The organism is Pseudoalteromonas rubra (assembly GCF_001482385.1).
Classification (GTDB): domain Bacteria; phylum Pseudomonadota; class Gammaproteobacteria; order Enterobacterales; family Alteromonadaceae; genus Pseudoalteromonas; species Pseudoalteromonas ardens.
Genome location: NZ_CP013611.1, coordinates 4,092,899 through 4,117,961 on the forward strand (window position 1 = coordinate 4,092,899; position 25,063 = coordinate 4,117,961).

Consider the following 25,063-nt stretch of genomic DNA (forward strand, 5'->3'; position numbering starts at 1 on the left):
GATGCAGAGTACTAGCCCAGTTCAGTGACTTAAATCGTCCAGATTAAGCCCATACTTAGTGGATAATTTATCAAGCAGGCCACTGTCTCTGGCTTTGACGAGTGAATCCTGCATGTTTTTAAAAAACACAGTAGGGTCGGTGAGGGTCTTAGAGCGTTTCGATCCCGTAATGTAGTAGGCTTTTTCTTTCACAATCCACTTACCAATGGTGAGTGTGTTCGGGTACCCCAGTGCTTTTAGCTCAGAAAGTAAGGTATGCGTTGATGCCATGGTAATGTCACTTCGGTTTGCGATGATTTTTTTCAGAGCGTGTTCCAGTGTGACAGAGGTATACACGTCTTTTTCGAGCGTATTGGCTCTTTCCCGGATCTCTTTGGTGTAAGACACACCCCGGACAAATTCAAACCGCAGAGGCACAATGTCGTTTACATGGCGGATGTTGGCGTGCACTGGTCTTGAAACAAATCTCAGTGAAATGGTGAATAAATAGAGGAAAGTCGGCATAGCTGACAAACTGGGCTCTCTCTGGTCTGTATGAAAATATTCAGCATCAGTGTGAAGAAAAGTAATACCTGAGAGAAAGGGAGCACGGGCAGACTCTGTACCTTGCTCCTGTCATGTCTATACGTCTTTTTATACCTTCTGCATTAATCTTCTGGTCCGTTCAGCGTAAAGGTCAAGTGCTTACGCATATCTTTAAGGATCACCCCTTTTTTCAGCATTGCGGCGCTCAGGCGTTTTTGCCATTTGAGTAAGTCAGGCTTGGCCGCATCCAAAGTGGCTTGATCTTCAAATTGAAAACACAGAAGCAGGGAACCAGGAAAGAGGTGGTATTCCACATCAAACCAGCATTGCACCATGCCTGGGATTTCTGCGCGCGCTTGTTCTTCGATTGCATCGGCCACCGTGAGCACCAGTGCCTGTTGTTTTTGCTGAACTTTAGAGAGCTTTTTCATCGAGCTTCCAGGTTAAGGTAAATATGGTAATTAGGGTGGATTATACCCAAGCGTTAGAAAGGAAGGAAAGTAGCTGGCCGGTTTTATCCGGCCTTAGTAAATGAAAAAGCCGGAGTGTACTCCGGCTTTATATCAGTGTTTACTTCTTCAGAAACTTTAACAAGTCCTGGTTCAGCCTGTCTTTATGGGTATCGGCCAGGCCATGTGGCGCATCTTTGTAGATGATAAACTCAGCCCCTTTTATCAACGTTGCAGAGACTGCGCCTGATACCTCAATTGGTACAACCTGGTCATCGTCACCGTGTATCACCAGTGTCGGGATATCAAACTTGGCCAAATCCGGGCGAAAGTCGGTAGCAGAAAACGCAGCGATAGAGTCATAGGTATTCTTCGCACCGCCCATCATGCCTTGTCTCCAGAAAGACTGAATTAAACCTTGTGAGACCTTAGCGCCCGGACGGTTAAAGCTAAAGAAAGGGCCCGATGCGATATCAAGATACAGTTGTGAGCGATTGTCATGGGATGCTTTACGAATGTTGTCAAATACTTCTTTAGCTATTCCATTGGGATTAGTGTCGGTTTTGACCATCAGTGGGGTCACCGCACTCACCAGAACCGCTTTGTTGACGTGTTTTGTGCCATGGCGACCAATGTAGCGTGCTACTTCGCCGCCGCCCGTAGAAAACCCAACCAGGGTCACCTTGTTTAACTTTAGCGCATCGATCACCGCGGCCAAGTCGTCTGCATAGTGATTCATATCATTGCCTTCCCAGGGTTGGCTGGAGCGCCCGTGGCCGCGTCGGTCATGGGCGATGACGCGGTAGCCTTGTTCTGCCAGAAACTGCATTTGCGACTCCCAGCTGTCAGAACTCAGTGGCCAGCCGTGGCTAAACGTAACGACTTCGCCGTCTTTTGGCCCCCAGTCTTTATAATAAATTTGCACGTTATCTTCTGTGGTAATGGTGCTTGCTGTACGCTGATAGTCAGTGTTGGCATATGTAGTGACAGATGAGAATGCCAGTACGCTGGTTAGTAATGTGGTTTTTAATAAACGAGTTAAGCTTTTCATTATAATCTCCAATAAATTAGTTTGGCCTTACGAGGCGTTCTGGTTTTGTCTGAAAGTGTGTGTTGTTGACGAGTGTTATTGTGTGTCACTTTGAGATATGATTTATCTCAATTTATCCTTAATATATTGCAGATCGTATTTTTATGGTTGATCGCCTCGCTTCTTTGTTTGAGCACTTTTCGCTGAGTGCGCATACGTTTCAGGCTGGTGCTTTATGCGGCAGCAACCCTGTGGCCCACAGCGGCTCAGTCGGGCAATTACACCTGATCCGTGAAGGAAAGGTAGAAGTCTGGCATGGTCGTAAACTGGTGTATGCGATTACGCAGCCCAGTTTACTCTTTTACCCGCGCCCGGTGAGCAGGCGCTTTGTGGTTGCTGAGAATACGCAGGCACAATTTGTCTGTGCTCAGGTCTCGTTTGAAGGTGAAGAAGCCAACCCCATTGCCAGTGCGCTTCCGGATAGCTTATGCCTGACACTGGATTCACTGCCCCATTGCGAAAAAATACTGTCACTATTATTTGCAGAGGCGCAGGCTTGCTACTGTGGCCGTCAGGTTATGCTGAATAAGCTGTTTGAAGTATTTTTAGTGCAGCTACTTAGGGAGCTAATGGAAAAAGAGGTGATCAAAATAGGCCTGCTGGCAGGGCTGGCACATCAGAGCTTGCGCCGGGCCATTGTTGCCATTCATGACAACCCGGAAATTGACTGGACGGTGGAGCGACTGGCCCGACAGGCACATATGTCAAGGAGTGTTTTTTCAAACTTGTTTCGCGAAACGATAGGTGAAACGCCAGCACGGTATGTTCAGCGCTGGCGCATTGGTTTGGTACAAAAATGGCTAAAAGCGGGCATGTCACTCAGGCTGGTCGCTGAAGAAGCCGGTTATCAGAGTGAGTCTGCTTTATCACGGGCGTTTAAATCGCAGTGTGGTCAGTCACCCAGACAATGGCTTATAGCGTCCGGGCAGCAAGACAAAGCGTAATGGTCGTTGTAGGTACTAGTGAAAGGGCGGATTTTGACCCTGATGGCCTACGACTGCACCATTTTTAGTAGGGAGTACACAAAATGTCCGATACTTGCGTATTTATTGACCCCAGGGTGGTGCTTAACCTGATTCAGCCCTGCTTCGCACCTCAGCTCTGGTTGGGGCCTCTGCCTTACTGTAGCTGGTCAGCTCAACGTCACCCCCAAACACGCCATGTAACAGGGCTTTATAGTCTTCAGGCGAGCGCTCGGGCGCATATCTGAATAGTTCTTTCAGCGTTTCTCTTGCTATGCCCCGTTCATCAGCGACGATTAGTAAGGGCAGGCCAACGTCGACAAAGCCTTTGTCATCTCTGCTTGCCACAACCTGGCCATCAACGCTGAACACACTGGTTTGCGGCGTTTGTTCAAACATCAGTTTTCTGCGGTAGTTTTCTTCGGCTGCAATCTGGTTGGTCAGGTATTGATCGCTGTAATTTTGCACCTGCTCGTTGACATAGTTTTCATATGCGCTGCCATAACGCAGTTCAAATACGTCTGCATTGGTCGGTCCTTCGCCTTCGGCGTAAAATTCAACGTGGGCATCGGGGAAGTGCTGTGCAACGAGTTGTTTTATTTTTTCCGGATCATTGCCTGCCTGATTAAGTATATCTGCAGCCTGGCCTTGACCATAAATTGCACCGTCATATCCCTGAGATGCAATGGCTTTGCCATCGACAAAAATCATAGTGCCGATTTCCCGCTGCAGTCCTTTTTGGACGTATTGCTGCTCCAGGTCGGTCTGATCTTTGAAAGTGGTATGCAAGTCGGCCAGAAAGGATTTGTCACCGGAAAATTCTGTGATGTCTTCTGGTCCGAGCAAGTAGATTAGATTAACTTTACCCCTCACGTCAAAGCCACCAGCAGGTACATTGACTTTATCGATGTGTTGTCCGAATTGCTGAGCACTGGGCGTGTTTTCAGCGCTTTTGGGTAATGTGCGATAGGTATCACTTGCTTGATAAGGGGTTGATGTAATTTGCATGTTCAGCTCCTTTGGTTATGAATGAATGGCTACAAATGTTCCGGCAGTTGCAGTATTTGTAAAGGCTACGCAAGTTACATACCACAAAGTGAATCGCTCCAATTGACCAGATATGCTGCGATATGACGGAGTGTGTTATTCAGAGGGGGGGGAGGGACAGAGGCAATGGCTTGCCGTTACGGCAAGCCATAATGATAGTTAGTCTTTTTATTGCTTTAACAGCGCATCTAACTTGGCTTCTACACGCGCAATGTCTTCTCTTGTTGCAAGAACCTGCTCCTGATGACCTTCTTCTTCGTGCATTGTCTGCATGGCATCTACAATGATACCAATAAACAAGTTCAGTACCGCGAAGCTGGTAATAATGATAAACGGCACAAAGAACAGCCAGGATTGCGGGAAGAGCTCCATAGTTGGGCGAACGATGCCCATCGACCAGCTCTCCAGTGTCATGACCTGGAAAAGGGTATAAGCGGATGCACTGATAGTGCCAAACCACTCCTGCATATTTGGATCCGGGTGCTGACCAAACAGCTTAGTGGTGAGTACAGCTGAGACGTAAAACACAATACCCAGCACACCAATAACAGACGCCATACCGGGGAGCGAGTGACCCAATGCCCCAATCACCCGACGCATTTGTGGCACTACGGAGAATAGTCGCAAGACCCGCAGAATACGGAAAGCACGCAGCACCGAAAGCGGACCGCTGGACGGTACCCACGACACGGCAACGATGATTAAATCAAACCAGTTCCAGCCCGACTTAAAGAATTTCAGGCGGTAGACCACCAGCTTAAGCACAAGCTCAATGGTAAAAATCATCAGAATCACAAAATCAATTTTATGCAGGATGGCCGCATTGTCTTTACCAAACTGGGTGGTTTCCAGACCTAACGTCATGGCGTTAAACAAGATGACCGCTATCAGGAAGTTTTGAAACCACTGGGCTTCAACGAGCGCCGTCAGTTTAGTCATAAAGGGGGTAGAGGGTGTCATGGATCTTTTTTAGGTAATTGTTGGATAAGCTATGATGTCGGGAAAATGCATTTTTTTCAAGAGCTAATAGAATGCGCTTTGTGCGGTGCGTATAGTGGAGCGCGGTTAGAACAGGCTGTTCATGAACCCCTGAAAACAACCAAGAGGTTATTATCGGGTACTATTTAACACTTTTTCTGTCATATGCTTAGCTATTAACTGCTGATAAAGCCCGCTTTCTTTAATGGCAGCGAGGCCGAGGTTGAATTGAGTAATAATTTGCTTGGCATATGGGTGTGTTTTACTCACGCCAATGAAAAGCGGCCATTCAACGAGAGCAGGGAAATACGCTTCCAGAGCGGCCAGCCCTTTAGTTGTCGCACGCTCATATTCGAACGCTTGAAGGTCAGCGACAGCAAGGTCTACTCTGTCTTTGGCCAGCATTTCCAGGCAGGCTCTGAGGGTAAGTACATCGGTTATTGCCAAACCTTTGATGTTTTTAAACAGTATGTGATAGCTGTAGCTCCGCACAGTCGCAATATGCCTGAATTGCAGGCTTTCGGGCCCTGTGTACTGAATAGGGTGTGACTGTTTCCCTATGACCACCAATTTATTGTAAAAGTATGGTTCACTGAATAACATCTTGGCGCGCCTTTGCTTTGTAGACCAAAGTGCTGCGATAAGGTCAATCTGATGGTTTTCTGCAAGTACAAGGATGCGGCCAAACGGGGCTGTTTTAAATTCAAATTTAATCCCCTGAGCTTCAAATGCGGCAGTTACTATGTCGTTTATCAGGCCATGGCCTGTATTGTTCACATAGGGCAGCCAGGTATTGTGACCGCCGCTCAGATGATGCAGCTCAGTGCTCGCACAGGTTGTGCTGATTAAGAGCGTGAGTGAAAAAAGAAATAGCCGCATTACCAAATTCCGACAGCACTTCGCTATTAGCAAGTATAGCTCAGGGGCACCCTGTGGGTATCATTAGATGATGGATCATGCAGATTTTACTATGTATCTTAATCCGCTCCTCAGATACACTGTTGTGTTAACAAAACAGCGACAGATAATAACTGTCATATATAACTACTTTAAGCAGAGTACTTTGTTCGATGTATACACAAGTTAAGCTCATTTTCCGTATTTTTTTCTGCTCGCTGACAATGAGCCTGAGTGCTTGTGGGGGCAGTGGTAGCTCGGACACGAGTACTACCTCGTCTAATCAGACTGTTCAGCCTTTTGTACCTGGTGAACGCATGCAGCTGGATGCGATCTCTTCTGCCTATACCGGTGTATCTTATCCGCTGAAGATCTATTTGCCTCACAATCTCACTGCCAATAAAAGCTATCCGGTGATCTATGCGCTGGACGCTGAATGGCGTTTTGACACCATTGCAGATAGTCTGGATGATAACAAGATGGAAGTGATTTTAGTCGGAGTGGAAAATTACGCCGATGATAATTACAAACATCGGGAAGATTACTCACAGTGGCCTCTGGCCAAAGATTACTTTGACTTTATCACCAAAGAGCTGGCCCCAGACATTGAAGCTCGCTACCCGGTTAATCAAACGGACAGAACCATCATAGGTCATTCTTATACCGGGTTATTTGTTGGCCTTGTGTTATTAATGGATGATCCTCAACAGCCTTTTTTCCACCGTCATGTTTCGTTTGACGGCAGCTTTTGGGCGCATCCGGAAACCACCTCGCAGCTCATTGATGATCGCAGGGCACAAAGGCAGGACTTAAACAGCCGAACTATTCTGGTCGGTGCCAATGGCAGTATCGGCAATGTGCTTTATGTGCGGGAGTTTGATGCGTTACTTGAACGTGCTAACTTTGCACAGCTGGACCTGACTTATCTTGAATATAAACAAGACCATATTCCTGTGGTTGCGCACTCGGTTGATGAGGTACTGAGGGTGTTGTACAGGGATTAGCATACGTACTCAAGGATATGGTTCGAGTGCGCCTATATGACACTAGAGCAGGTCAGTTCATTATGGGACCTAGGATAAACAAAAAAGCGGAATTGCTGCGCTTGTCCTTAAGCCACAGCGTTCCGCTTGCTCTCGCTCTACTGCAATGAACGGTTACTGGGAAAATGATGGGAAAACACGGTCAATCTGTCTTGAACTTACTCTTTTTCAATGTTGAATTGTGTAATGGGTGGCACAGGCTGATCATTTTCATGGTCGCCTGTGATGTAGAACTGACCGTTGCGGACAACGATATCACTGGGCTCAAATACGTCTTCGCTGTCGAGCTCAATGACTTCGACAATTTCACCAGTTAGGTTGAGTTTTAGTACTTTGGTGAATTTTTCTGACACAACATAAACAAATCCATCGCTGTAGCTCACCCCTTGTGCATCAAATTCGTTGATGCTGCCGTCGACCTCACCCGTATAGCGAATAGGGTGCTTTTCTTTTAGGGTAAAGTCGGAATTGAGTATGAATAGTACATCCTGTTCATCCTCTCCAAGTTGATCGGGTACGGTAAAGAAATCACCAGTTGTGCTATCGTGTCCCAATCCGGAGTATTCATAGGGCTGGTTATTTTCATCGGTGAAATCCAACCGGAACTCTTTACTGAGTGCATAGCCATCGTCCGTTTTGTTAAAGTGTCCAACCAGACCGGTATCCGCCAGTATGTAAAACCCATCTGCCCCGCCAACAACGGCTTCAGTACAACCCTGACTACAGTTAAGGCTGTCGTACTCAATTTTGTGATGCTCTGCCAGCTTGAAGTCGACATCCAGAAAGAAGACTTCCGCCTGATCGGTAAGTAGCAGCCATGAACCATCTTGCTGTGACCATAAGCCAGAGGGTTGTGCAATGGTGTCATCCAGGTCAAATTGTTTTACCGGCTCCAGCTCGGTATCGTCTTCGAGTGGCCCATCTCCGAGCATCGCGTTTTTATCGGCAACCAGGGTGATGTTGTTTTCGGGGTCGGGGGTACTCAACAGAACCCGCCCTTCTTCAGGTTCAAGCTCAATATCGTTGAACTGTTTGCCTTCAAAGCCAGACAAGTACCAGGACTGGGCGTGTTCAACCTCAGTGCCTTGCGCGTTGTAAAGCATCACCATGTATTCTTCTTTGCTGTTTGCAAGAATAAGTAGCTGTTCTTCTGCAAGGGCCACTCCTGTAATGGCATGATCTCCGACCAATTTGAATTCGGTACTTGTTTCATCAGTGGCATTGAAATAAACCAGTTCATGATTGGCCTGATCATATAACCAGACACGATTTGGGTTTTCTTCGTCCAGCGCGAGTTCGGTCAAGGTTTTGTCGTTTGCCAGGGTCCAACTCTGAGCGCTGTTGTCGTCAAGGTTTAACTGATGCAGGGTGTTGTCTGCGCTGACAAACCAGATCAGATTATCCTGGCGTTCCAGATCAGTTGCCGTGTTGGCATCGTTGTAGTCGAGTGGACTGGAGTGATAGCTCTGGCCTTCAGGTTCGATTTTGATATACCCGTATTCTTTGCCAGCCTGAAGAACGTTCAATTGAGATCCGTTCAGGTCAATGCTGGTCACGCCATCAATTTTCTGTTCACCTTCTGGGTAGTCAACATACAAAGAGATTGGGAGATCTTCCACCAGGGTTGCGTCATTTTCGGGTGTCACCAGGGTGAGCATTTTTTTCCGGGCACTGTCGGAATATCTATGTTGGGAATGGTTTTGTTGTTGCTGCTCCCACACGCAGCAAGTACTAAAGACATCGACAAAGCAATCAGTGTTTTTGAACATTTCATTGTTATTAACTCCTTATTGAAATTGCCCCCAGTTTAGGGAAACGAATGTCAACAGAATGTCGAGAAGTGCAAAATCAATTTTCCTAAAGCACCATTGTGTTGGTGTTATGGGAGAAGTGTATTCCGCAACGCAAATGAAAAGGCCGTGGCTCGGAGAAACCGTGTGTTTGGGTGGTGCATTACTTTTATTTTTAAAGACTAATAGCGAGCACAAAGTGGAGCTGTAGTACAGACCGCCAAAATGTATCATCGATTATCTGGATTTGAATTGCAGGTAAGAGGTGGTCGTGTGATTATCGGTGATATAGAGTGCGTTAAAATATGCATTTAGAGCTTAGGGGCCAGCTGTGAACAATGAAGTTACAGCAGGCCCATGTCCCAGGGTTGTGTTTCCTGTTGGCATTGGCCCTTTTTGTACGGCGTTGCCACAAGGTTCTGTACCACCGCCTTACTTACGCAGACGCCGGTATTCGTCAGGTTGTAGTTATTAACCACATACAGTTCATAAAGCTGAACCAGTGTCTTGCCCGGATATCCGCCTTAACGACGGCTGACAATTTCGCTTACAAAGTCTTCTGCCAATTGACTTGTGAGTGGGGAAGTGCAGTGATAAGTTTCAGCCGTTAATAGTTTTCTAGGTTCTAAATGAAGGAGCGTAATTAAGATGGCCCGGGCGATATTACTGAGTTTATTGCTGACGTCACTGTCTGGCTTTGCCAGTGAAACAGAAATTGCACAAGCAAAGGAAGCGGCGCCTGTACATATTACGCAAAACGCCAGCTATATGGTGTGGGAGGAGGACCGTTTTGTAACGAAAATAGCAGGCAGCAATGAGTTTGTGTGTCTGGTCCTGACCGACGGACAGGGACGTTTCGAACCCTCTTGCTTAAATAAGCAAGCTATGCGTTCGGTGTTCCCGGTTTATGAATACCAGACGAGGATGCTGTTGCAAAATATGCCCATCCAGGAGATCTATAAAAACATCGAAGCCATGGCTAAGGCCAAAACGTTACCTGAGCCTGGCCCTGGCGCACTGGTTTATATGATGTCGCACAGAAATAAGTTTTACGATCATTTCAGCAAAAAGTTACTGGATGTCGGGCCGCACGTGATGCTCTATCTACCCCGTATAGAAAAGGACAGCCTGGGTTTTAATAATAAGGATGGGCTCCCTATGTTTTACAATGAATATCCGCATTTAAGTGTGATCCACCTGCACACTCAGCACAGATAAGTGTGAGCAGTGTACTTAACCCTAGATGCCGTCAAGAATAAAATGGGGAGCTTGTAACTGTATCGGGTCCTGTGCAGGCTTGCACCAGCGATGGCAGCAGGCCATTTTGCCAGGCTATCTGTTATCATCCACCACTTGATATGTGATGACTACAACTTAGGTTTTGCTTTAGTTCAATACGCATCGGGCACCATATATATTGACAAGATTGCGGCGCAATCACTCAGTGCCACGCACCTGAAACACAAACTCACTGCCTTCACCCAGTTGGCTGTTGACCTTAATCTCCGATTTCAAAAGCCGTAACAACCTAGCCGTGATAGCCAGTCCCAGACCTGCATGGGTCTTTTTACAGCCTTTACTGTTGCTGGCCTGGTAGCGTGCCTCAAAGATATAGGGCAGCTCTTTGGGGCTGATCCCCTCGCCGGTATCCTGAATAGCGATGTCATAGCCACCCTCTTTGGTGGTCACTACGATGGAGATGGCGCCGCCAGCCGGTGTATGGCGCAGCGCATTTTCAATCAGGTTACTCATTATCCTTTCCAGTTTAGCGATGTCTGAGTAGACCACAAAGTCACATTCAGTGGGGGTGACGTGCAGTGTGATGTCGGCTTGTTGTGCCTTGAGGGCAAATTTGGCCAGCACATCGTATATCAGTTCACCCATATTGAAGACCTCAAAGTGTACCTGGGTGTGGCCGGATTCCAGGTGCGCCAGTTCAAAGATTTGATCAATCAGATTTTTAAGTTGCGTACAGTTCTTCAATGCAATACTCATATAGCGTTGCATTTCACCTGATGTGGCGGCACCTCGCTCAACCAGTTCCAGGTACCCCTGTAAAGAGGCCAGCGGTGTGCGCAAGTCGTGTGACAAGTGGGCAAGTAACTGGCGGCGTTGTTCATCTACCGCCGTGAGTTGTGACATCTGCTGATTGATGGTTTGCAGCATAGTGTTAATGCCATTGCCGAGTTGGTGGATCTCGTTATCTTGTTGCTCCCAGCTGAGCAGGGGGGCTTGTTTGATATCAAATTTATGGTGTTCAACGGTATGAATATAGTGATTAAGCCGTTTTAGCGGTTTGGTCATAAAACGGAACAACAGCAGCAGAGTGAGAAATAATAGTAGCAGAAAGACCCCTAACCACACGGTCTGTTTCACCAGTTGATCTGAACTATTGAGTTGCGCCACAATCGAGTCATAAATTGACGAGCCGATAATGACATACAGATACCCCTGCAATTTTTGCTCGTTATACACAGGTGCCACGGAGAAGATCTTGTTGCCATCAAGGGAGCGGGGGTCATCCCCATAAATCGGGAGCTTAGCAGGTGATTTAATCAGCTGCACCAGCGGGCTCAGGTTAATTGACTCACGTTTTACTTCGCCGGGTTTTGCCGAGTAGGTCAGTAACTTTCCGCTGGGGTCGACAAAATAAAATTCAAACGCCGGACCCAGTACCATTAAGGTATGAAACAGGTTTTCTAGTGCTTTATAGTCGTATACACCCTGTTGTAACAAGGGGTTATCCTGCGCCAGATGCTCTGCCAGTCCAATGTGCAGCTGTTGCTCTGCCTGAGCACGAGAAACGGATGACAGGTTTTGTGTCCACCATACAAAGACAGACACGATCAGCATGAAGACGGCTGAAATTGTCAACGCCAGACGATGATAAAGTGAAAGGGTCATTGCATTTCCTGCTGTAGCGGTTTGGCATTGAGTTTATAGCCTACACCCCACACTGTTTCTATGATGGCGTGTTCAGTTATTTGCTCAAATTTATTGCGAATACGATTGATATGAGAATTAACGGTGTGCTCATATCCAAGATGATCATAGCCCCAGACTGATTCCAGTAACTGGGCCCGGGAAAATACCTGATTGGGGTGCCGGGCAAAAAACAGCACTAAATCAAATTCAGTCGCGGTGAGGTCGACGGGGGTTTGTTTAAGTGTTAGCTCGTGATAATGGGGATCAATATGCAGCTGGCCAATGACCACCGGGTTGGTTGTGCTTGAGGTAGGTTGTTGCTGTGGCTCTTGCAACAGTTTGATGTGTCTGAGCTGGGCCTTGACTCGGGCCTGAAACTCCCGGTAGCTAAATGGCTTGCAAATGTAGTCATCTGCGCCCATTTCAAGACCAATGATCCGATCCATTTCACTGCTTTTGGAGGTCATCATGATCACGCTAATTTTAGGGTAGCGAGTTTTGATTTCCCGGCACAGCGTCAGACCGTCTACTTCAGGCAGCATGATATCGAGTATCACGATGGCATAATGTTGATTGGTCAGTTGTGGCATAACCAGATCTCCACTGGCAAGGTGATCAACGCCGAGATCCAACTCGTTCAGATGAACGCGTAACAGGTCGGCAATATCAGCATCGTCTTCAACGATAAGCACGTTTTGCTGCATAGCAAGTCTCCACACCGGTATTTGCGACCGGCTGTCAGTGCTCCGTGACCGCAACGGTCACGGAGCGGCTGGGAGACTACTTGGTTCTGGTAATGGTAACCGTCATTAGCGGGTTGTCGAATTTATGGCTGCTTGTTAATACCGACGTTGTCAGCCCGTCATCCACACCAACCACGCCAGGGTGCATGGCCACCTTGTTTAACGCTTCTCTCTCAGCACTAAATCCTGTGCCACCATCGGCCGGACCTGGTATAGTGCCCTGGGCTTCCGTATTGGCTTCTGTGCCCGCGTCATAGGCATGTGTCGTGTAAGTCATCACTTGACCGACTGTCATTGCAGACACATCCAAAGCATTAAGACCGGTAAAGCCATCATTTGTATTCACCATCATGGAAATCAAAGACAACTTTTGTCCATCCAGGGAGTCATGGGTCAGAGTCAGCTCGGTTTTTTGTCCCGGTGGTAGAGGCGCTGTTGCAGAAGCCTGGCTTTGCACTACATCGAGTGCAAGCAGGCCGCTGCTATCTCCGCCCTCTGCTAGCACTTCCAGTGCATCGATTGCCGGCTCGCCCAGTTGCCAGAATTGTCCTTCCTGATGCAGCGCGACAGCAATGGGAGACAGCGGCTGAGCGTAAGTCAGGTTAGTGGCTGTGATCATTAACTCCACTGTGGTTGGCGTGGGGTCTGTTGGATCTGTTGGGTCAGTCGGATCAGTTGGATCCGGGTCTGCAGGATCTGGATCAGCAGGGGCCGGGTCATCGACCATGTTCATATCATCATCGGGCATAGTGACGGGCATGTTATCGTCGTTATCGCTGCCACAGGCGGCCAGTACTAAGCAGGCCGCAGGCAGGGTGAGTCTGAATAATTTCATGGCAGGCCCCTTACTTAACGGTTACGGTTACTTTGGCAACGGGGTTCAACCAGCGGTGGACCGTATTGTGCAGGTCGCTTTTTCCACCAACTTGTTCATCATCGCCCAGATTACCGCGGTGAATATGTATAAGTTTATTCTCTTCAACTTCCGTTACGCCTTCACCCATGGTGCCGGGTGCAACACCTGGAGAAGCGGGTATACCCGGCGTACCCGGTGCCCCAGAGTCTGCGACAACGAGTTCATTATTCGCTTCAGTACCTGCATCATAGGCATTCAGATAGATATGATAAGTGCCTGGTGTAGTGGGAATAGGCCAGCTGTTTAGGCCAACAAATCCATCATTGGTGGGCAGCATCATTGCCACAATTGACAAGCGGTCATTGCCTTCATCGGTTTCCAGGCTGGTCATAGTTGACGTCACCGGTGCAAGTAGTCCTTCGGCTGGGTTTTCCATCGTATTAGCATTGATACCCGTCAATATCTCGCTTAAACCGGCCAGTGACCCACCTTCTGCCATAGCTGTGAGTGCCTCAGAGGCGGCTTCGCCAGTGTTGAATAACATGGCATCGCTGGTGTGTGCGCTCACTAATAGCGGGGTAAAATAGATCCCCTGTGTCAGATTGGTGATCTTCACGTCGAGTGATGTAGCGCTGGCTGTACCGGATGCTAATAAAATACCTGTGATGAGGGGGATGAAGCGTGTTTTCATAATTTACTCTTGTTGTTTGGATTTGACCCTACCAAGCATGTAGGTAAATTATTGAGATTCGCTCCCGCAATTATCACAAAACCATCACAATACGGTGACGTTTTTGTCTGAAAGCATGAACTTCCTTGCCAAAGCGCAACACGCATGAATCCGCTATTTGTAGTTTACTTTCTACTTGTTATTAATAATCATGAAGTTAAGTGTAGTTGGAGCAGAATGAAGTCAATGGGGTAACGCTGCTATATAAGTGTCAGCTAATATGGGTATGAATGTATAAAGCGGTTCTGTTCTGATAAGCCCGCCTAAAGTGTTCAATTTAGCGGGCTTGTTACATCACTGGGTGATTAGCACAGCCAGGAAGTTTGCGTGCCCGGACAACGATGATCTGACCAGCAGTAGTAGGTTTTTTCCACACCGCCCGCAACCTGCGGCGTCATGTTTGCAGGTACGCCAGCTTTGTCATTTGATAGAGCTTTCATTGGTTTCTTTCTTAGTTTTAGTAACATAGTTATCTCCTTTGGTTTGTTACAAAAATAAAACTAACGTAGTTTCGGGATGAAATAAAAGTAAAATATTTTCGCAGTGAACTTGTGTTAGTCTGAAGTGCTATTACTTAAACTAACTACAAGGAAACGGTTATGAAACTTAACCTCAACAAAAAAAAGTTGAAGCGCTTAACTATTGAACAAAAAACGCTTGAAGGTCAGACGCCTCAGGTTGCTGGTGGCGCTGGGTCTTACTATGCCTGCTGGTCAGATCAACCATACTACTGTATGACCTGGGATGCAGACTGTATTACAGAGCGCCGTTGTAACACCTGGCCAAATTAAGACGGGCAGATGTTCAAACAAAACATCACAGAAAAGGGCTGTTAGTCACCCTTTTCTGTCATCAGCTTGGTAAGGGGCTGTGGAAATAGCAGATGATTGGCACACTTTAATGCGTGTCTGAATGGTAAAGTGTAATCACGTAGGGATCGCATTACTTGTGGATGCGACACGCGATACAGATAAAAAATCAGCGGGTCCAGTGCTCAGTCGTGCAACAGCAGTTGCTCAAGATCACGGTGAAGTACGTCATCATCCCCCAGATTAAGTTCAATCAGGCGCTTGAGATGCGTTACACTATCTAGATCGATCTGATTACAGTGTACACCGAGGTGACAGTCTTCAATATGACGGATCTGTACTTCCATTGCTATCTGTATGTCACTTTGCGGCAGGGCAAAGCGCAGGCTGGCCGGCTCATCTCTGAGGGGTACATACCCCACAGGTAAAGTTACTAAAGCGCCATTGAGTGACAGGTCGATGACTTCGCACTTGTAATCGCCGCTGGCCGTCATCAATACTGCCGGGTTAGAAAACAGTACGCGTGAAAATCGTCTACGTTCTTTCATCAGTATTCTCTGAGCTTGTTTACCTATAGCTTAGCTAGTTTTTGCCTCAGTCTCCACTAATACCAATGTCACTGAGTACTTGTTCAATTTGCAAAAGCAAACCTGGCACTAATGGCGATAAAAATTTCTTATCTAGGTACCTAAACCGCAACACTTCTGTCAGGTTAACGACACTATTTTCTCGCCTTAAAATTGCACACTTAGTTGAGCAGATTGGTATCCATTCCAGTTCTGACTAGGCATAAAAAAGCCCTGAAAATCAGGGCTCATATCTGGCATGATTGGCGATTAACCAATTTTCTTATATTTGATGCGCTTGGGTTCTGCGGCCTCAGCACCATAGGTCTTTTTCAGCCATTCTTCATATTCTGTGTAGTTGCCATCGAAGAAGTTCACCTGACCTTCGTCGCGGTAATCCAGAATATGAGTTGCGATACGGTCAAGGAACCAACGGTCGTGCGAGATACACATAACGCAGCCCGGGAATTCCAGAATCGCGTTTTCCAGTGCACGCAGAGTTTCCACGTCCAGGTCGTTGGTTGGTTCGTCCAGCAGGATCACGTTACCACCGGCCTTAAGCAGCTTGGCCAGGTGTAAACGGTTGCGCTCACCACCAGAGAGTTCCTTTACAAATTTCTGCTGATCGTTGCCTTTGAAGTTAAAGCGGCCAACATAAGCACGGCTGGGCACTTCAAAGTTGCCAATTTTCAGGATGTCCTGGCCATCAGAAACTTCCTGGAATACGGTGTTGTTACCGTCCATGTCGTCGCGGAACTGCTCAACGGTTGCCAGCTCTACGGTTTCACCCAGTACAATGTCGCCGCTGTCCGGTTGATGTTGACCACTGAGCATTCTGAACAGAGTTGATTTACCCGCGCCGTTGGCGCCGATAATACCGACGATAGCACCTTTAGGTACTGAGAAGCTTAAGTTGTCGATCAGGACGCGATCACCAAAGCTCTTGGTCAGGTTATTGACTTCAATTACCTGGTCGCCCAGGCGAGGCCCTGGTGGGATGAACAGTTCATTGGTCTCGTTACGTTTTTGGTAATCAGACTGCTGAAGTTCGCTGAACTGTGCCATACGTGCTTTTGATTTTGCCTGACGACCTTTCGGGTTTGAACGTACCCACTCAAGCTCTTTCTCGATAGACTTCTGGCGTGCTTTTTCTGATTTCTCTTCCTGTTTCAGACGGGCATCTTTTTGCTCCAGCCATGAAGAGTAGTTACCTTCCCACGGAATACCGTGGCCACGGTCTAGTTCCAGGATCCAGCCCGCCACATTATCAAGGAAGTAACGGTCGTGGGTAATGGCAACGACAGTGCCTTCGTAGTCATGTAAGAAACGTTCTAACCAGGCCACTGATTCGGCATCCAGGTGGTTGGTTGGCTCGTCCAGTAACAGCATGTCTGGTTTTTCAAGTAACAGGCGACAGATTGCAACCCGGCGACGTTCACCCCCCGACAGGTGCTCAATTTTGGCATCCCACTCAGGTAAGCGCAGCGCATCAGCAGCACGCTCCAGCGCGTTATCCAGGTTATGACCATCGTGTGCTTGAATGATGGCTTCGAGTTCGCCTTGCTCTTTAGCAAGGGCGTCGAAGTCGGCGTCTTCCATTGCATACTCAGCGTATACTTCATCCAGACGGCTCAGTGCACGTTTTACGTCGCCCACGGCTTCTTCAATGGTTTCGCGCACTGTTTTGCTTTCATCCAGCACTGGCTCCTGAGGCAGGTAACCAATTTTTGTGCCTGGCTGCGGACGTGCTTCCCCTTCAAACTCGGTATCTACCCCGGCCATGATACGTAGCAGGGTTGATTTACCTGCACCATTTAGACCAAGCACACCAATTTTGGCACCTGGAAAAAAGCACAGAGAAATATCTTTTAAGATTGTGCGTTTGGGTGGAACGACTTTGCTCACCCGCGACATTGTATAGATATATTGAGCCATGAATTTTGCTTCTCTTTAATTAGATGTGGTTATTTTAGTGAATGCCGTGCACGGGGGCAATGTTTGTCTGACACACGGACAATTTTGTGTAGGAGAACCTTTCATAATTTACAATTGTTAATCGGATTTACTTTTGTCATGAATCGCAAGTTAGCTTCTGTAAGACTCAGATAAGAATTTTAACTTTATAATTGTTAGGGCATTTTTGACCTGTTTCAGGCCAATGAAAAAGGTATTATAGCCCTAAGCTTGATAAAGCTACGACATGGAGTTGTAAACATGTGATGCAGTTTTAGCATCAGCGCACTTTTCCTTCATTCCCTGCGCCAGCACATTCAGAACAGCGGATGTTACATGGGGCCAGTGGCCAGTAAACCTGGGCCACATACGCACCAGTTTAATTCAATGACCAGAGAAATAAACAGTGACCACCGTTGTCTGTAACCGCTTACCATGGCGGCCCGGCACATCCGAGTGCTGCATAGTGTTAGCCATTTAAGGGACGCTGTTTTGTTTGATGAATGACTTCACAGTATAAGGAAAACGATGAAGCAATATATGTACGCAAAGCCGCGGTTAATGCAGCAAAAACGAATCCCTATGGGGGCTGATATCCTGAGGTTTGCCCGTCTCTTAAGAGGTTATACGCAGGCTGAGTCAGCAGCACATTATGGCGTTGAAGAGCGCACGCTGAGACGCTGGGAAAATAAAGAATACAGCCCTAGGTGGAACGACGTTGTCGGTCTGGTCGAGGATGTTTATTCACTCGATATTTTAGAAGTAATAGGAAAGATCAATGATGATGACACAACCAACCATTAAGCAGCTACGCACCGCTTTAAAACGATGGGGTCGCTTTTGGCGTGCAAAAGAATTGGGCAAAGGGTTCAGCCGCCAGGCGGTGACCGAACGAATAGGTGACTCCAGTGCCCGCTATGTGAGCAGTGATATGATGAGCGTGCCTGAAGAAATAGAGGCACTGACACAACAGATTGCACAGTTAAGGCCTGAATGTATCCGTGCACTGCGCGGCAAATATCTGGTTGAGGGAGACATAGCACAGGTTGCAAAAACACTGGGCTTCGACTCAAAACGCTCGTTAGAGTTTTGGCTGGTTAAAGCTGAGCGCAGTCTGCTTCAGAGCTTGTGTCAGCAATAAGGAGAAGCACAATGACAATTATGAATACGGTTGAGCAGATAAAAAAACATGAGGGATTCCGGCGTTTTCCTTATTACTGCACGGCTGGCAAACTCACCATAGGATATGGCAGAAATTTGGAACAAAATGGCATAGCTGAAGAAGAAGCTGAGCAGTTGTTGGCACAAGATGTAGCCAATGCTCAGGCTGGTGTACGGCGTCGTGTTGATATCTCTCACTGCAATGAAGCCCGTCAGGCGGTGCTGACAAATATGGCCTTCAACCTTGGTGTGCGAGGGTTGCTGGGTTTCAGTAACATGCTTGATGCAGTGCAGCATGGCGATTTTGAGCGAGCAGCATTGGAAATGCTAGATAGCCGCTGGGCCAAACAAGTTCCTGAGCGCGCAGAGGAGCTGGCGCAACAAATGCTCAGTGGACAGTGGCAATCTTAAATTGGGGGGAAACTATGAATGAGGAGGTGGCCAAACCATGCAAGCCGACCAATGGCAAATGAAAAAGGAGCTGAATCTGGCTCATATCCTGACCACCATTGCACTGTTGGTGTCAGGCATTTTATATCTCAATGATCTGGACAAGCGGATCACCACGAATTCGCAGGAGCTGGCACATCTTAAGCAGATCCGCAAAGAGGACCAGAAGCGCATTGAAAAGCGCCTTGACTCAATAGATAAAAAACTCGACGCATTGTTGAGTGCTAAGCGCAACAACGGTTAGCCAACAGGACGGTCGATACAAACACGCGTATCGTGAAGTACCGTCACCGCATTTCTAAACACTTACTGATACTGAATCTTCCTGAACTGCGCTGTTCGGGCCGGACAGTTTTTGCCTGAGGAATTGACCTATGAATACCGCGATAGATCTGTCACGTCTTGCACCACCTGCGGTGATAGAAACACTGAACTACGGAGAGATCCGCGCTGAGCTAGTCGAGGCGATATCGGAACGTTTGCCTGGACATAGCTTTTTGGCGTCTGATCCTGCCATCAAAGTGCTAGAGGTTGCTGCCTATCGGGAACTGCTCCTGAGACAAAGGGTGAATGACGCTGCACAAGCGGTGATGCTGGCCTTCGCCTCAGGCAGTGATCTTGATCATCTCGGTGGGTTGTTTGGTGTTGCACGGGCTGACGCAGAAGAGGATGAGCGTTATCGGGCGCGTATTCCGCTTTCTTTAGAAAGCCACAGTATGGCAGGTACCACAGGCGCTTATCAGTTTCAGTCTCTGCTTGCTGACGCTCGGGTACGAGATGTTCATGTTGCATCAAGCACACCCGGCGTGGTTGAAGTAACAGTGCTTACCGACTTAGGTGCTGATCTGGCAGAGGTACAAAGTGCAGTGGCAGACCATCTGAATCATGAGGATATTCGGCCATTGACGGATCAGGTTCAGGTATCGGCCACACGGCCAACCAGTGTGCCCGTTGAAGCGCACGTTTATCTTAACCCGGGTGTGAATGAGTCGCAGGTCAGACTGGTAATAGATACTGCGCTGGATGCTTTTAACCGGGCGCATACTCGGTTGGGTAAAGAGATCCCGCACTCTGCAATTATCGATCTGTTACATCAGGGCGGGGTGCGCAAAATCAAATTATTGTCACCTTCGGATGACATTACGCCCGAAGATACGCAGGCCATGAGTTTGTCGCTGCAACTGAGTTTTTTCTAGGAGGTCTTCGTGACAGCCAGTACTGATTTACTGCCGCTAGGTGCCTCGGAGTTAGAACGCAGCCTGAGTGCGGCAACACACCATGCTGAGCGGGGCGTCGCGCCTGAGCTCGTGGCCAAACTCTGGGATCCGCAAACGTGTCCGGAGTCTCTGCTGCCCTGGCTGGCCTGGGCCCTGTCGGTGGACGAATGGGATGAAAACTGGCCGAGCGAGGCCAAACGGGCGTTGATCGCTCGCTCAGTTCCGATCCACAAACACAAGGGAACCGTCGGCTCAGTGAAACGCGCATTGTCTGCATTGGGTCTGGAGCTGGAGTTTTTTGAGTGGTTTGAAGATACCGATGATGTTTATCTGGCCCCTTATTTAAGCAAGGAGCCGCATACCTTCGTTTTTATCGCCTGGGCTAATGCGCTGCCTTACACCAGTCGGGCCGTCAAGCTGGATCAAAACCTTTACGATGCTATCCATCGGGTGACAAACCAGACTAAGCCACAAAAGGCGCACTTTGATTTCCTGGTGGGGATGAAAATGGCGAGCGCTGCGGCGGTGGGGGCGATCGTTCATCCGATCACACATAAGCGCTTATATGGTGCGGTTGAGCCCTGTATTGGCGACAAAGCCAAACAGCGTGACAGCCAGGTGAGTCTGTCTGTGGCTGCCTCTCTATCTGATAAGCGTTATCAGGTACTCAGACACCGTGCTGGAGTAGATAAACTGCGTCACCGGATCTCGCAGTGCAGTTTACGTCAGGCGTTTTGCATGACACGTCGACCTGTGCAGGTTGTTCGTTTCAGAGGTCTGTCGGATCAGCGTATTCCCGATGAATTTATTAACAGTGTCAGTTGCGCCGCGGCGGTGATGCATATCAGTCGCCGTCGGGTGAGTGCCGTGCGTTGCTACGGCACACTTGGCGCACCTGCATAAAGGAGTTTCTAACTATGAGTATTTTACTACAGCCCGTGATCACTTCTGCGGGCTTGTCGGCGCTGTTCAGAGCGCAACAGGGCGGCTTCAAAGCCAAAATCAGTAAAGTGGGCCTGGGCAGCGGCAGTTATCAGCCCCATGAGGGGATCACTCGTCTGCAGGATGAGAAGTACAAACTGGAACTGGCCAGTGCCAAAACACTCGCCGATGGCAAACAGCTACACCTGACGGTGCGTGATGCTGAGCCGATAGCGGGAGAAGGCTTTTTCGTCAATGAAATTGGTTTTTACACCGAAGAAGAAGTCGATGGACAAATACAGCACGTGTTGTTCGCTGTGTATTCTTCCCCAACCGAGTCAATTGCTTATAAGTCTAATGACGTTGAGTTGTTACTGGCGTTTGACCTGACCCTGACAGGCGTGCCATCAGACTCAATCACCGTGATCGATCAGGGGGTTGAGCTCAATATTTTGGTGGCCCCTGAGCTGGCCAAAATGGGCTCAGCACAAATCGGTAATATGCATCGACATTTGAAACTCAAGTTTGCACTGATGGACAACGGGGTGCTTTAGGCACCAGGACAGAATAAACAAGGAGGCACTACGATGACGCAATACAGCACGGCTCCTGAGCGGGCACAACAACTGGCCGAAGAGGCCATAAAATTACTCAAACAAGCCAAAGCACTACAACATCAGGCGCACGTTGATGCCGCCCGTGTGCAGGCTTATCAACAGCACAGTGACGGCCTGGCTTTTCAGTTTCTGGCGGCGTGCGCCGAGTATGGTGAACACAGCCCGCAGGCTGGCAAGGCCCGTGAGCACTGGCTGGGCGCACGTAACGCGATCAAAGCGCAGTTCCCAAGAACTTCAATTTAGATACTTTTTAACTCAAATTTAAACGGAGAAAACTATGGCATTAGAACACGATATTGCCAGCCTGGTTGAAGCCTCAGAAGCCCTGACCAGCACGGTAGACAACAAAATTCAGAGTATTGATAGCGCGCTCAGTGCGGCTATTAGTGCTTCACAGAGCAAGACAGATCAGCACCTTGCAAAAGTGGATGCAAAGCTGAGTTCGTATACGGAATCTCAGTCGCATTTTCGAGTGACGAAGAACCAGGCCCTTGTTCCGAATACAGATGGCTCATTTCCAAAGGACTGGGGGGCAGGGATTTTGAAACAAGCCCGGTTGGTTGAGACCGTTGAAACCGGGGTTGAAGTAAACGCCAGAAGCGAGCTTGCGCGTGAGTTTTTACGCGCAATTGGCTCAGATACGAAGTATTTTGCCAAGAACTTTAATATTTGGGAGCTTGAATTTCTCCCTTACCGTAACATCACCAATGCGCAGGGCAATACCGAGAAAGCGCAATCATACATGATGTATCAGTACGTGCGTCGCCCTACCTTCATGACGTGTGCAGCGGTTGTAAAACACATTCGTGGTGTCGTGCCAACCGGGTTTTGGTGTAGCGGTTTAGAAGCAAATGCGCCTGCTAAGGTGTGCGGCGGTGGGATAGGCCATAGTAATCGTAACCTGTACACACATTGCTACCCTTACATCAATGGTACGCACCTTGATTTGTCTGAAACAACGGTGATCCAGGTGGCATTACCTGCGGTAGTCACTGGCAATGTTCCAATTGCTAGCGCCTGGGGCCAGTTCCCATACTTGGGTGACAGTGCAGTGTCGGCTTATGAACATCAACCAACCCCAACTTTACCTTAGGAGTACAACATGGCAAAACTTATCGTCAATAATCAAATAGCAGAACAATTCTTTGACCCATTTACCCCACCTGCCGTAGTTGCGCAGTTTGTGGAGGAAAACTTCGGACAACATAGTGAGTATTCCATTGAGCTGAGTGATACAGAGCAACAGATGATAAACCGTATTCAGGTTCGCAGTGACGTAGAACAGCAAGTGGCAGACAGCCAGTCCTTGCTTGGTACAACGTCGGACACGACACACTTATTACTCAATGAACTCAGTGGCTTTGTCAACAAACTGTCAGAAGCAGACAACCTGGAAGACGTGAAAGCGTCAGTGACTTCACTGAAAGCCACCATTGGTGATATTGAAGGCCAGGTGGCAACGGGTGAGCTGACTTTCCCATATCAGAGCAAAGGGCTGGATACTGTAAAACAGGAGATCATTGAACGCGCCAATGGCGTTAACAATCTGCTGTAATTCTCGCCCGCCCGCCGCATTCTTGCGCTGCCCTCTACTTTAACTTCAAAACTTGTAATATCAGGAGCTGCTATGTCTCTGACCAATTTTAGTGCCATAGATATGGCACGCTTACCTACGCCGAAGCTGATTGAGCCGCTGAGCTTTGATGAGATAAAAACCGCGATTGTGGCGGAGTTTTCACAGCGCTATGACGGGGAAGGGCTGGATTATGCCAGTGATCCCGCCATTAAGCTCATAGAGGCCTTTGCCTATCGGGAAATGCTGTTGCGGCAACGCATTAATGAGGCGGCCGAAGCTGTTTTACTGGCCAAAGCCAGCAGCAGTGAGCTGGATTATCTGGGGGCGCGCTTTGGTGTTGAACGTGCCGAGCTCGCACCGGGTAGTGACACCGTGATCCCTCCTGTGCCAGCGCAGTATGAAAGTGATGAGCGCTATCGTGAACGCATTCGCCTGGCACTGGAAGGATTCAGTACCGCGGGACCCGCGGGCGCCTATGTGTTTCATGCTATGAAAGCCTCACCGAAGGTGCGGGATGTGTATGTATCCGCACCTGAATTCGAGCGCGCAACTGTGGTTGATGGCACTGCGACAAGCGCGTTTGTACTTAACTGTACATCAAATGCAGGATTGAGCGAGCCGATGCCGGGTGATGTGGCAGTGACCATCCTCAGTGAAGAGGGCTCGGGCCTGGCATCAGACACTTTACTGAATACAGTCCAGACGTATCTTAGCCAGGATGAGATCCGTCCGCTGACGGACAGAGTCAGGGTGAAACCTGCTTTGATACGCCGTTTCAGCATCAACGCGCGCTTGTATGTGTATCCAGGGATGGACAGCAATGCAATAAAACAGCTGGCGATTGACACCACCTCAGACTGGCTCAGTGAACACCGTAAGCTCGGCCATGATATTTCCCTGTCAGCCCTGTATGCGGTATTGCATCGTGAGGGGGTGCAGCGGGTTGAGTTACTCGAACCACAGTGGGATATCACGGTGGGGCAGGATGAAGCAGCATACTGTACTTCGATAGCAGTCGACATTGGAGGCGAGCATGTCTGAGTCACTGTTACCCTGTCAGGCGAGTCAGTTTGAACGTGCGCTGGATAACGCAGGCAGTCGCATTGCACAGCTGCCCGTGTCACTCTCGCAACTGTGGGATCCGTGGCGCTGTCCGGCACATTTTCTGCCCTGGTTGGCTGATGGATTAAGCGTGGACAGCTGGGACAGTCTCTGGCCCGAGCAGGTTCAGCGCCAGGTGATTGCTGCCAGTGTACCGAATCACAGAATTAAAGGTACCGTCGGGGCAATCAAGCAGTCTCTGCACAGCCTGAACGCCAGTGTGGAACTGACTGAGTGGTGGCAAACCGGTGGTGTACCTCATAGCGCTGAGTTACTGGCACTGGCCCATGAAAACCTGGATCCACAAGGCAGCACATTACTGACCCCAAAACTTCAGGCACAGCTGTGGCAAAGCGTGGCAGCGACTAAGCCATGCCGCAGCCAGATCCAATTTAGTGTTGGGGTGATGCTACAGAACAATCTGGCTATGGCCGCGGGCTCGGATGCTGTCAGTGCTCAGACTGGTCGATGGCACCAACACTACGATTTTACTTTTTCAACTTCATCAACATACCTGTCAGGGGCTGCACAGTCTTTGTCGGTGTCTACACCCTGTTTACGTCAGTCCGCACACATGCAACTGAATAGTGGGGTGTGGGCGGCTGGCGGCATGGTAATTACGCAGCTGCAACAGGTCGCGATGACAACCGTTTAGGC

At 48.5% G+C, this 25,063-nt stretch carries 30 protein-coding genes; 16 read left to right on the plus strand and 14 right to left on the minus strand.

Annotated elements, in window-relative coordinates; translation table 11 throughout:
* Window positions 1–21: 21 nt before the first annotated feature.
* From AT705_RS17600 to AT705_RS17610, 3 genes are all read right to left on the minus strand, one after another.
* Window positions 22–513, minus strand: a complete 492-nt coding sequence (locus tag AT705_RS17600) for a hypothetical protein (protein WP_157576840.1) — start codon at window positions 511–513, stop codon at window positions 22–24.
* 134 nt (window positions 514–647) lie between these two features.
* Entirely contained in the window at window positions 648–956 is a 309-nt protein-coding gene (locus AT705_RS17605) for a hypothetical protein (protein WP_058797571.1), read from the minus strand.
* 139 nt (window positions 957–1,095) lie between these two features.
* Window positions 1,096–2,025 (minus strand): alpha/beta fold hydrolase, encoded by a 930-nt coding sequence (locus tag AT705_RS17610; RefSeq protein ID WP_058797572.1) that lies wholly within the window; start codon window positions 2,023–2,025, stop codon window positions 1,096–1,098.
* 143 nt (window positions 2,026–2,168) lie between these two features.
* Here AT705_RS17610 and AT705_RS17615 point away from each other — a divergent pair, with 143 nt between their 5' ends.
* Complete coding sequence (locus AT705_RS17615) at window positions 2,169–3,008, plus strand: AraC family transcriptional regulator (RefSeq protein WP_058797573.1); 840 nt, start codon at window positions 2,169–2,171, stop codon at window positions 3,006–3,008.
* Between the two features lie 123 nt (window positions 3,009–3,131).
* Here AT705_RS17615 and AT705_RS17620 read toward each other — a convergent pair whose 3' ends face one another.
* The 3 genes from AT705_RS17620 to AT705_RS17630 form a co-directional block, all read right to left on the minus strand.
* Complete coding sequence (locus AT705_RS17620) at window positions 3,132–4,034, minus strand: hypothetical protein (protein WP_058797574.1); 903 nt, start codon at window positions 4,032–4,034, stop codon at window positions 3,132–3,134.
* Between the two features lie 207 nt (window positions 4,035–4,241).
* The gene (locus AT705_RS17625) at window positions 4,242–5,033 is read right to left on the minus strand and encodes an ion transporter (RefSeq protein WP_058797575.1); all 792 of its coding nucleotides are present in this window, start codon (window positions 5,031–5,033) and stop codon (window positions 4,242–4,244) included.
* Between the two features lie 150 nt (window positions 5,034–5,183).
* The gene (locus tag AT705_RS17630; RefSeq protein WP_058797576.1) at window positions 5,184–5,930 is read right to left on the minus strand and encodes a substrate-binding periplasmic protein; all 747 of its coding nucleotides are present in this window, start codon (window positions 5,928–5,930) and stop codon (window positions 5,184–5,186) included.
* A gap of 191 nt (window positions 5,931–6,121) precedes the next feature.
* Here AT705_RS17630 and AT705_RS17635 point away from each other — a divergent pair, with 191 nt between their 5' ends.
* Window positions 6,122–6,952: an alpha/beta hydrolase gene (locus tag AT705_RS17635; RefSeq protein WP_058797577.1), complete on the plus strand. Its 831-nt coding sequence runs from the start codon at window positions 6,122–6,124 to the stop codon at window positions 6,950–6,952.
* Window positions 6,953–7,149: 197 nt separating this feature from the next.
* On the opposite strand, the gene AT705_RS17640 is transcribed toward AT705_RS17635, so the two are convergent.
* On the minus strand, window positions 7,150–8,760 hold the full coding sequence (locus AT705_RS17640) for a hypothetical protein (RefSeq protein WP_157576842.1): 1,611 nt from the start codon (window positions 8,758–8,760) through the stop codon (window positions 7,150–7,152).
* Window positions 8,761–9,429: 669 nt separating this feature from the next.
* Between AT705_RS17640 and AT705_RS17650 the strand changes: the two genes are divergently transcribed.
* A complete protein-coding gene (locus tag AT705_RS17650; protein ID WP_058797580.1) occupies window positions 9,430–9,999 on the plus strand; it encodes a hypothetical protein in 570 nt (189 codons plus the stop codon).
* Between the two features lie 219 nt (window positions 10,000–10,218).
* On the opposite strand, the gene AT705_RS17655 is transcribed toward AT705_RS17650, so the two are convergent.
* The 5 genes from AT705_RS17655 to AT705_RS25340 form a co-directional block, all read right to left on the minus strand.
* Window positions 10,219–11,685: a sensor histidine kinase gene (locus AT705_RS17655; RefSeq protein ID WP_058797581.1), complete on the minus strand. Its 1,467-nt coding sequence runs from the start codon at window positions 11,683–11,685 to the stop codon at window positions 10,219–10,221.
* Complete coding sequence (locus tag AT705_RS17660) at window positions 11,682–12,410, minus strand: response regulator transcription factor (RefSeq protein WP_010385192.1); 729 nt, start codon at window positions 12,408–12,410, stop codon at window positions 11,682–11,684. The genes AT705_RS17655 and AT705_RS17660 overlap by 4 nt, the downstream gene beginning before the upstream one ends.
* A 76-nt stretch (window positions 12,411–12,486) precedes the next feature.
* Entirely contained in the window at window positions 12,487–13,284 is a 798-nt protein-coding gene (locus AT705_RS17665; RefSeq protein ID WP_058797582.1) for a spondin domain-containing protein, read from the minus strand.
* A gap of 10 nt (window positions 13,285–13,294) precedes the next feature.
* Window positions 13,295–13,996, minus strand: coding sequence for a spondin domain-containing protein (locus AT705_RS17670; RefSeq protein ID WP_058797583.1), 702 nt, complete (start codon window positions 13,994–13,996; stop codon window positions 13,295–13,297).
* A 344-nt stretch (window positions 13,997–14,340) separates the two neighbouring features.
* A complete protein-coding gene (locus AT705_RS25340) occupies window positions 14,341–14,502 on the minus strand; it encodes a hypothetical protein (protein WP_157576844.1) in 162 nt (53 codons plus the stop codon).
* 132 nt (window positions 14,503–14,634) lie between these two features.
* Between AT705_RS25340 and AT705_RS17675 the strand changes: the two genes are divergently transcribed.
* The gene (locus AT705_RS17675; RefSeq protein WP_058797584.1) at window positions 14,635–14,826 is read left to right on the plus strand and encodes a hypothetical protein; all 192 of its coding nucleotides are present in this window, start codon (window positions 14,635–14,637) and stop codon (window positions 14,824–14,826) included.
* Window positions 14,827–15,029: 203 nt separating this feature from the next.
* Here the strand turns inward: AT705_RS17675 and AT705_RS17680 are convergent, their stop codons facing one another.
* Both AT705_RS17680 and ettA read right to left on the minus strand, forming a co-directional pair.
* Window positions 15,030–15,392 (minus strand): PilZ domain-containing protein, encoded by a 363-nt coding sequence (locus AT705_RS17680; protein ID WP_058797585.1) that lies wholly within the window; start codon window positions 15,390–15,392, stop codon window positions 15,030–15,032.
* Window positions 15,393–15,680: 288 nt separating this feature from the next.
* The gene (ettA, locus tag AT705_RS17685; protein ID WP_058797586.1) at window positions 15,681–17,345 is read right to left on the minus strand and encodes an energy-dependent translational throttle protein EttA; all 1,665 of its coding nucleotides are present in this window, start codon (window positions 17,343–17,345) and stop codon (window positions 15,681–15,683) included.
* Window positions 17,346–17,924: 579 nt separating this feature from the next.
* Here ettA and AT705_RS17690 point away from each other — a divergent pair.
* The 12 genes from AT705_RS17690 (at window position 17,925) to AT705_RS17745 (ending at window position 25,061) form a co-directional block, all read left to right on the plus strand.
* On the plus strand, window positions 17,925–18,167 hold the full coding sequence (locus AT705_RS17690; protein ID WP_237113746.1) for a helix-turn-helix domain-containing protein: 243 nt from the start codon (window positions 17,925–17,927) through the stop codon (window positions 18,165–18,167).
* The gene (locus AT705_RS17695; protein WP_058797588.1) at window positions 18,142–18,504 is read left to right on the plus strand and encodes a hypothetical protein; all 363 of its coding nucleotides are present in this window, start codon (window positions 18,142–18,144) and stop codon (window positions 18,502–18,504) included. The genes AT705_RS17690 and AT705_RS17695 overlap by 26 nt, the downstream gene beginning before the upstream one ends.
* 11 nt (window positions 18,505–18,515) lie before the next feature.
* Window positions 18,516–18,935, plus strand: a complete 420-nt coding sequence (locus AT705_RS17700; protein ID WP_049866413.1) for a glycoside hydrolase family protein — start codon at window positions 18,516–18,518, stop codon at window positions 18,933–18,935.
* 37 nt (window positions 18,936–18,972) lie between these two features.
* The gene (locus tag AT705_RS17705; RefSeq protein ID WP_010385180.1) at window positions 18,973–19,218 is read left to right on the plus strand and encodes a hypothetical protein; all 246 of its coding nucleotides are present in this window, start codon (window positions 18,973–18,975) and stop codon (window positions 19,216–19,218) included.
* Window positions 19,219–19,348: 130 nt separating this feature from the next.
* Entirely contained in the window at window positions 19,349–20,170 is an 822-nt protein-coding gene (locus tag AT705_RS17710; RefSeq protein WP_058797589.1) for a baseplate assembly protein, read from the plus strand.
* A 9-nt stretch (window positions 20,171–20,179) separates the two neighbouring features.
* The gene (locus AT705_RS17715) at window positions 20,180–21,094 is read left to right on the plus strand and encodes a phage tail protein I (protein ID WP_058797590.1); all 915 of its coding nucleotides are present in this window, start codon (window positions 20,180–20,182) and stop codon (window positions 21,092–21,094) included.
* A 14-nt stretch (window positions 21,095–21,108) separates the two neighbouring features.
* Window positions 21,109–21,666: a phage tail-collar fiber domain-containing protein gene (locus tag AT705_RS17720; protein WP_058797591.1), complete on the plus strand. Its 558-nt coding sequence runs from the start codon at window positions 21,109–21,111 to the stop codon at window positions 21,664–21,666.
* Between the two features lie 33 nt (window positions 21,667–21,699).
* Entirely contained in the window at window positions 21,700–21,972 is a 273-nt protein-coding gene (locus AT705_RS17725) for a hypothetical protein (protein WP_058797592.1), read from the plus strand.
* Window positions 21,973–22,006: 34 nt separating this feature from the next.
* Window positions 22,007–22,822, plus strand: coding sequence for a hypothetical protein (locus AT705_RS17730; RefSeq protein ID WP_058797593.1), 816 nt, complete (start codon window positions 22,007–22,009; stop codon window positions 22,820–22,822).
* A gap of 9 nt (window positions 22,823–22,831) precedes the next feature.
* The gene (locus tag AT705_RS17735) at window positions 22,832–23,284 is read left to right on the plus strand and encodes a hypothetical protein (RefSeq protein WP_058797594.1); all 453 of its coding nucleotides are present in this window, start codon (window positions 22,832–22,834) and stop codon (window positions 23,282–23,284) included.
* 72 nt (window positions 23,285–23,356) lie between these two features.
* A complete protein-coding gene (locus tag AT705_RS17740) occupies window positions 23,357–24,346 on the plus strand; it encodes a baseplate assembly protein (protein ID WP_058797595.1) in 990 nt (329 codons plus the stop codon).
* On the plus strand, window positions 24,339–25,061 hold the full coding sequence (locus tag AT705_RS17745) for a phage tail protein I (protein WP_058797596.1): 723 nt from the start codon (window positions 24,339–24,341) through the stop codon (window positions 25,059–25,061). Before AT705_RS17740 ends, AT705_RS17745 begins: the two co-directional genes overlap by 8 nt.
* Window positions 25,062–25,063: the final 2 nt, after the last annotated feature.

Excerpts from the sequence above, each read along its gene's own strand:
- AT705_RS17695 (WP_058797588.1), top strand. The coding sequence starts at position 18,142 with ATGATGATGACACAACCAACCATTAAGCAGCTACGCACCGCTTTAAAA.
- AT705_RS17740 (WP_058797595.1), top strand. The coding sequence starts at position 23,357 with ATGTCTCTGACCAATTTTAGTGCCATAGATATGGCACGCTTACCTACG.
- AT705_RS17660 (WP_010385192.1), bottom strand. The coding sequence starts at position 12,410 with ATGCAGCAAAACGTGCTTATCGTTGAAGACGATGCTGATATTGCCGAC.
- AT705_RS17720 (WP_058797591.1), top strand. The coding sequence starts at position 21,109 with ATGAGTATTTTACTACAGCCCGTGATCACTTCTGCGGGCTTGTCGGCG.
- AT705_RS17710 (WP_058797589.1), top strand. The coding sequence starts at position 19,349 with ATGAATACCGCGATAGATCTGTCACGTCTTGCACCACCTGCGGTGATA.
- AT705_RS17735 (WP_058797594.1), top strand. The coding sequence starts at position 22,832 with ATGGCAAAACTTATCGTCAATAATCAAATAGCAGAACAATTCTTTGAC.
- AT705_RS17680 (WP_058797585.1), bottom strand. The coding sequence starts at position 15,392 with ATGAAAGAACGTAGACGATTTTCACGCGTACTGTTTTCTAACCCGGCA.
- AT705_RS17690 (WP_237113746.1), top strand. The coding sequence starts at position 17,925 with ATGCAGCAAAAACGAATCCCTATGGGGGCTGATATCCTGAGGTTTGCC.
- AT705_RS17700 (WP_049866413.1), top strand. The coding sequence starts at position 18,516 with ATGACAATTATGAATACGGTTGAGCAGATAAAAAAACATGAGGGATTC.
- AT705_RS17605 (WP_058797571.1), bottom strand. The coding sequence starts at position 956 with ATGAAAAAGCTCTCTAAAGTTCAGCAAAAACAACAGGCACTGGTGCTC.
- AT705_RS17745 (WP_058797596.1), top strand. The coding sequence starts at position 24,339 with ATGTCTGAGTCACTGTTACCCTGTCAGGCGAGTCAGTTTGAACGTGCG.
- AT705_RS17630 (WP_058797576.1), bottom strand. The coding sequence starts at position 5,930 with ATGCGGCTATTTCTTTTTTCACTCACGCTCTTAATCAGCACAACCTGT.
- AT705_RS17610 (WP_058797572.1), bottom strand. The coding sequence starts at position 2,025 with ATGAAAAGCTTAACTCGTTTATTAAAAACCACATTACTAACCAGCGTA.
- AT705_RS17615 (WP_058797573.1), top strand. The coding sequence starts at position 2,169 with ATGGTTGATCGCCTCGCTTCTTTGTTTGAGCACTTTTCGCTGAGTGCG.
- AT705_RS17665 (WP_058797582.1), bottom strand. The coding sequence starts at position 13,284 with ATGAAATTATTCAGACTCACCCTGCCTGCGGCCTGCTTAGTACTGGCC.
- ettA (WP_058797586.1), bottom strand. The coding sequence starts at position 17,345 with ATGGCTCAATATATCTATACAATGTCGCGGGTGAGCAAAGTCGTTCCA.
- AT705_RS17655 (WP_058797581.1), bottom strand. The coding sequence starts at position 11,685 with ATGACCCTTTCACTTTATCATCGTCTGGCGTTGACAATTTCAGCCGTC.
- AT705_RS17620 (WP_058797574.1), bottom strand. The coding sequence starts at position 4,034 with ATGCAAATTACATCAACCCCTTATCAAGCAAGTGATACCTATCGCACA.
- AT705_RS17675 (WP_058797584.1), top strand. The coding sequence starts at position 14,635 with ATGAAACTTAACCTCAACAAAAAAAAGTTGAAGCGCTTAACTATTGAA.
- AT705_RS17705 (WP_010385180.1), top strand. The coding sequence starts at position 18,973 with ATGCAAGCCGACCAATGGCAAATGAAAAAGGAGCTGAATCTGGCTCAT.
- AT705_RS17650 (WP_058797580.1), top strand. The coding sequence starts at position 9,430 with ATGGCCCGGGCGATATTACTGAGTTTATTGCTGACGTCACTGTCTGGC.
- AT705_RS25340 (WP_157576844.1), bottom strand. The coding sequence starts at position 14,502 with ATGTTACTAAAACTAAGAAAGAAACCAATGAAAGCTCTATCAAATGAC.
- AT705_RS17730 (WP_058797593.1), top strand. The coding sequence starts at position 22,007 with ATGGCATTAGAACACGATATTGCCAGCCTGGTTGAAGCCTCAGAAGCC.
- AT705_RS17640 (WP_157576842.1), bottom strand. The coding sequence starts at position 8,760 with ATGTTCAAAAACACTGATTGCTTTGTCGATGTCTTTAGTACTTGCTGC.
- AT705_RS17670 (WP_058797583.1), bottom strand. The coding sequence starts at position 13,996 with ATGAAAACACGCTTCATCCCCCTCATCACAGGTATTTTATTAGCATCC.
- AT705_RS17635 (WP_058797577.1), top strand. The coding sequence starts at position 6,122 with ATGTATACACAAGTTAAGCTCATTTTCCGTATTTTTTTCTGCTCGCTG.
- AT705_RS17725 (WP_058797592.1), top strand. The coding sequence starts at position 21,700 with ATGACGCAATACAGCACGGCTCCTGAGCGGGCACAACAACTGGCCGAA.
- AT705_RS17625 (WP_058797575.1), bottom strand. The coding sequence starts at position 5,033 with ATGACACCCTCTACCCCCTTTATGACTAAACTGACGGCGCTCGTTGAA.